The 5,353-nt window shown below is 63.3% G+C and carries 5 protein-coding genes and 1 pseudogene; 3 read left to right on the top strand and 3 right to left on the bottom strand.

Annotated elements, in window-relative coordinates; translation table 11 throughout:
• A pseudogene (locus WH95_RS19955) lies at positions 1-1,619 on the bottom strand (Tn3-like element TnAs1 family transposase); the annotation flags it as partial.
• Positions 1,620-1,622: 3 nt separating this feature from the next.
• Here WH95_RS19955 and WH95_RS19960 point away from each other — a divergent pair.
• Both WH95_RS19960 and WH95_RS19965 read left to right on the top strand, forming a co-directional pair.
• Positions 1,623-2,015 (top strand): cysteine hydrolase family protein, encoded by a 393-nt coding sequence (locus tag WH95_RS19960; RefSeq protein ID WP_046510193.1) that lies wholly within the window; start codon positions 1,623-1,625, stop codon positions 2,013-2,015.
• Between the two features lie 137 nt (positions 2,016-2,152).
• Positions 2,153-3,037, top strand: a complete 885-nt coding sequence (locus WH95_RS19965) for a DMT family transporter (RefSeq protein ID WP_000058717.1) — start codon at positions 2,153-2,155, stop codon at positions 3,035-3,037.
• Between the two features lie 31 nt (positions 3,038-3,068).
• Here WH95_RS19965 and tet(A) read toward each other — a convergent pair whose 3' ends face one another.
• Entirely contained in the window at positions 3,069-4,268 is a 1,200-nt protein-coding gene (tet(A), locus tag WH95_RS19970) for a tetracycline efflux MFS transporter Tet(A) (protein ID WP_000804064.1), read from the bottom strand.
• Between the two features lie 105 nt (positions 4,269-4,373).
• Between tet(A) and tetR(A) the strand changes: the two genes are divergently transcribed.
• Complete coding sequence (gene tetR(A), locus WH95_RS19975) at positions 4,374-5,024, top strand: tetracycline resistance transcriptional repressor TetR(A) (protein WP_000164043.1); 651 nt, start codon at positions 4,374-4,376, stop codon at positions 5,022-5,024.
• A gap of 31 nt (positions 5,025-5,055) precedes the next feature.
• Here tetR(A) and WH95_RS19980 read toward each other — a convergent pair.
• Positions 5,056-5,353 (bottom strand): hypothetical protein (locus WH95_RS19980; RefSeq protein WP_431306914.1); only part of this gene is annotated, 298 nt, incomplete at its 5' end.

The raw sequence follows: 5,353 nt of genomic DNA on the forward strand, positions 1-5,353 counted from the left end.
TCCACCGGCTTGCCGGCCTCGACCAACCCCTGGGTGGCGCGTTCCAGGTACACCGTGTTCCACAGCACGATAGCCGCCGTCACCAGGTTGAGGCCGCTGGCCCGGTAGCGCTGCTGCTCGAAGCTCCGATCCCTGATTTCCCCAAGGCGGTTGAAGAACACCGCCCTGGCCAGCGAGTTGCGCGCCTCACCTTTGTTCAGGCCGGCATGCACGCGGCGGCGCAGTTCAACACTTTGCAGCCAGTCCAGGATGAACAGCGTGCGCTCGATCCGGCCCAGCTCGCGCAGGGCCACGGCCAGTCCGTTCTGGCGCGGGTAGCTGCCGAGCTTGCGCAGCATCAGCGAGGCGGTGACGGTGCCCTGCTTGATCGAGCTGGCCAGGCGCAGGATGTCGTCCCAGTGGGCACGCACGTGCTTGATGTTCAGGGTGCCGCCGATCAGCGGGCGCAACGTCGGGTAGGCTTGCACGCCCTGCGGCACGTACAGCTTGGTTTCGCCGAGGTCGCGGATGCGCGGCGCGAAGCGGAAGCCTAGCAGGTGCATCAGGGCAAAGACGTGATCGGTGAAGCCGGCCGTGTCGGTGTAGTGCTCCTCGATCCGCAGGTCGGACTCGTGGTACAGCAGGCCGTCGAGCACATAGGTGGAATCGCGGACGCCGACATTCACCACGCGGGTGCTGAACGGCGCGTACTGGTCGGAGATATGGGTATAGAACAGCCGTCCCGGCTCGCTACCGTACTTCGGGTTGACGTGCCCGGTGCTCTCGCCCCGGCCACCCGCGCGGAAGCGCTGGCCATCGGAGGATGAGGTCGTGCCGTCGCCCCAGTGGGCGGCAAAGGCGTGGCGATACTGGTGGTTGACCAGCTCGGCCAAGGCCGCCGAATAGGTTTCGTCGCGGATGTGCCAGGCTTGCAGCCAGGACAGCTTGGCGTAGGTCAGGCCGGGGCTCGACTCGGCCATCTTGGTCAGCCCGAGGTTGATCGCATCACCGAGGATTGCGGACAGCAGCAACGTCCTGTCTTTGGCCTCGGCCCCGTCCTTCAAGTGGGTGAAGTGGCGGCTGAAGCCCGTCCAGTCGTCCACGTCCATCAGCAGTTCGGTGATCTTGATGCGCGGCAGTAACTGGCTGGTTTGGTCGATCAGCGCCTGCGCCCGATCCGGCACCGCCGCATCCAGCGGGGTGATTTTCAGCCCTGACTCGGTGAGGATGGCATCGGGCAGCTCGTTGTCCTTGGCCAGGCGGGTGACGGTGGCCAACTGCTCGTCCAGCAGCTGCAAACGCTCTTCCAGGTACTGGTCGCTGTTCGGGTTGATCGCCAGGGGCAGGGCCTGCTCGCGCTTGAGTGCGGCGAACTTCTCGGCCGGCAGCAGGTAGTCGTCGAAGTCGCGGAACTGCCGCGAGCCCTTGACCCAGATGTCGCCGGAGCGCAGGGCGTTCTTCAGCTCGGACAGGGCGCAGATTTCGTAGAATTTCCGGTCGAGGCCTTCCGGGGTGATCACCAGCGGCTTCCAGCGCGGCTTGATGAAGGCCGTGGGTGCATCGGCCGGCACCTTGCGCAGGTTGTCGGCGTTCATCTCACGCAGGGTCTGCACGGCTGCCAGCACGCCTTGCGCGGCCGGCCCGTGCTGTTCCCCAACTTTTCGCTCGGCGAAGAGTATGAACATGCGCCGCCGGCGACGAATCGCCAAATCTCACCGTATCTCCCGAGCGGACGATTTCGCACCGGTCTGCCCGTCGAAGGGCTTGCGATCGAACGGGGCGACCTTTTCTATGCATGTCCGCGAGCCAGCGTCTTTTATGGCACGGCGCTCGACGCCGACTTTCGGACGCGCGGCGTAAGCACGCTTGTCATGGCCGGGATAAGCACCACCGGCGTTGTTCTTTCAAGCGTCGCCTGGGCTAGTGATGCGGACTACGACGTGCGTTTGGTCCAGGACTGCTGCTACGACCCGGATCGGGATGCCCACGAAGCTCTGTTGCGTTCCGGGTTCGGCGGACGTGTACAGGTCGTGTAATTTTCGGGCCTCGCATGATCGCGGCCATAGCCGCAGGTGGATTGGTGCGAGGCAGGGCCAGTCCAAGTCAGGGTGCGGTCATCGCGGCGCCTGCAACTCTCAAAAACCCATCGCCGTAGCGGAGGTCTTGTAATCGCATGTCATTACGCACGCCCGATTTATTGTTCACAGCGATAGCACCTGCCATTTGGGGCAGCACCTACATTGTCACCACCCAATACCTGCCGAACTTCTCACCGATGACGGTCGCGATGCTGCGGGCGTTGCCGGCGGGTTTATTGCTCGTGATGATCGTCCGACAGATTCCAACGGGAATCTGGTGGATGCGCATCTTCATCCTCGGCGCACTTAATATTTCGCTATTCTGGAGCTTGTTGTTTATTTCGGTCTACCGCCTGCCGGGCGGGGTCGCGGCGACGGTAGGCGCTGTGCAGCCGCTGATGGTCGTGTTCATCTCTGCCGCTCTGCTAGGTAGCCCGATACGATTGATGGCGGTCCTGGGGGCTATTTGCGGAACTGCGGGCGTGGCGCTGTTGGTGTTGACACCAAACGCAGCGCTAGATCCTGTCGGCGTCGCAGCGGGCCTGGCGGGGGCGGTTTCCATGGCGTTCGGAACCGTGCTGACCCGCAAGTGGCAACCTCCCGTGCCTCTGCTCACCTTTACCGCCTGGCAACTGGCGGCCGGAGGACTTCTGCTCGTTCCAGTAGCTTTAGTGTTTGATCCGCCAATCCCGATGCCTACAGGAACCAATGTTCTCGGCCTGGCGTGGCTCGGCCTGATCGGAGCGGGTTTAACCTACTTCCTTTGGTTCCGGGGGATCTCGCGACTCGAACCTACAGTTGTTTCCTTACTGGGCTTTCTCAGCCCGGGGACCGCCGTGTTGCTAGGATGGTTGTTCTTGGATCAGACGCTGAGTGCGCTTCAAATCATCGGCGTCCTGCTCGTGATCGGGAGTATCTGGCTGGGCCAACGTTCCAACCGCACTCCTAGGGCGCGTATAGCTTGCCGGAAGTCGCCTTGACCCGCATGGCATAGGCCTATCGTTTCCACGATCAGCGATCGGCTCGTTGCCCTGCGCCGCTCCAAAGCCCGCGACGCAGCGCCGGCAGGCAGAGCAAGTAGAGGGCAGCGCCTGCAATCCATGCCCACCCGTTCCACGTTGTTATAGAAGCCGCATAGATCGCCGTGAAGAGGAGGGGTCCGACGATCGAGGTCAGGCTGGTGAGCGCCGCCAGTGAGCCTTGCAGCTGCCCCTGACGTTCCTCATCCACCTGCCTGGACAACATTGCTTGCAGCGCCGGCATTCCGATGCCACCCGAAGCAAGCAGGACCATGATCGGGAACGCCATCCATCCCCGTGTCGCGAAGGCAAGCAGGATGTAGCCTGTGCCGTCGGCAATCATTCCGAGCATGAGTGCCCGCCTTTCGCCGAGCCGGGCGGCTACAGGGCCGGTGATCATTGCCTGGGCGAGTGAATGCAGAATGCCAAATGCGGCAAGCGAAATGCCGATCGTGGTCGCGTCCCAGTGAAAGCGATCCTCGCCGAAAATGACCCAAAGCGCGGCCGGCACCTGTCCGACAAGTTGCATGATGAAGAAGACCGCCATCAGGGCGGCGACGACGGTCATGCCCCGGGCCCACCGGAACGAAGCGAGCGGGTTGAGAGCCTCCCGGCGTAACGGCCGGCGTTCGCCTTTGTGCGACTCCGGCAAAAGGAAACAGCCCGTCAGGAAATTGAGGCCGTTCAAGGCTGCCGCGGCGAAGAACGGAGCGTGGGGGGAGAAACCGCCCATCAGCCCACCGAGCACAGGTCCCGCGACCATCCCGAACCCGAAACAGGCGCTCATGAAGCCGAAGTGCCGCGCGCGCTCATCGCCATCAGTGATATCGGCAATATAAGCGCCGGCTACCGCCCCAGTCGCCCCGGTGATGCCGGCCACGATCCGCCCGATATAGAGAACCCAAAGGAAAGGCGCCGTCGCCATGATGGCGTAGTCGACAGCAGCGCCGGCCAGCGAGACGAGCAAGACCGGCCGCCGCCCGAAACGATCCGACAGCGCGCCCAGCACAGGTGCGCAGGCAAATTGCATCAACGCATACAGCGCCAGCAGAATGCCATAGTGGGCGGTGACGTCGTTCGAGTGAACCAGATCGCGCAGGAGGCCCGGCAGCACCGGCATAATCAGGCCGATGCCGACAGCGTCGAGCGCGACAGTGCTCAGAATTACGATCAGGGGTCTGTTGGGTTTCACGTCTGGCCTCCGGACCAGCCTCCGCTGGTCCGATTGAACGCGCGGATTCTTTATCACTGATAAGTTGGTGGACATATTATGTTTATCAGTGATAAAGTGTCAAGCATGACAAAGTTGCAGCCGAATACAGTGATCCGTGCCGCCCTGGACCTGTTGAACGAGGTCGGCGTAGACGGTCTGACGACACGCAAACTGGCGGAACGGTTGGGGGTTCAGCAGCCGGCGCTTTACTGGCACTTCAGGAACAAGCGGGCGCTGCTCGACGCACTGGCCGAAGCCATGCTGGCGGAGAATCATACGCATTCGGTGCCGAGAGCCGACGACGACTGGCGCTCATTTCTGATCGGGAATGCCCGCAGCTTCAGGCAGGCGCTGCTCGCCTACCGCGATGGCGCGCGCATCCATGCCGGCACGCGACCGGGCGCACCGCAGATGGAAACGGCCGACGCGCAGCTTCGCTTCCTCTGCGAGGCGGGTTTTTCGGCCGGGGACGCCGTCAATGCGCTGATGACAATCAGCTACTTCACTGTTGGGGCCGTGCTTGAGGAGCAGGCCGGCGACAGCGATGCCGGCGAGCGCGGCGGCACCGTTGAACAGGCTCCGCTCTCGCCGCTGTTGCGGGCCGCGATAGACGCCTTCGACGAAGCCGGTCCGGACGCAGCGTTCGAGCAGGGACTCGCGGTGATTGTCGATGGATTGGCGAAAAGGAGGCTCGTTGTCAGGAACGTTGAAGGACCGAGAAAGGGTGACGATTGATCAGGACCGCTGCCGGAGCGCAACCCACTCACTACAGCAGAGCCATGTAGACAACATCCCCTCCCCCTTTCCACCGCGTCAGACGCCCGTAGCAGCCCGCTACGGGCTTTTTCATGCCCTGCCCTAGCGTCCAAGCCTCACGGCCGCGCTCGGCCTCTCTGGCGGCCTTCTGGCGCTCCTGCTGTGGCGTCCGCTCGTGGGCCGTGGCGCGGGTCCGCGCGCCGGCCTCGTGCGCCTGGCGCTCGCGGGCGAGGTCCAGGGCGGCCGTCTTCACGTTCTGCCTTGCGCAGATGAGATAGGGGAGCCCGCAGAATTCGGAAAAAATCGTA

The sequence above is a fragment of the Kiloniella litopenaei genome, from assembly GCF_000982415.1.
Taxonomy (GTDB): domain Bacteria; phylum Pseudomonadota; class Alphaproteobacteria; order Kiloniellales; family Kiloniellaceae; genus Kiloniella; species Kiloniella litopenaei.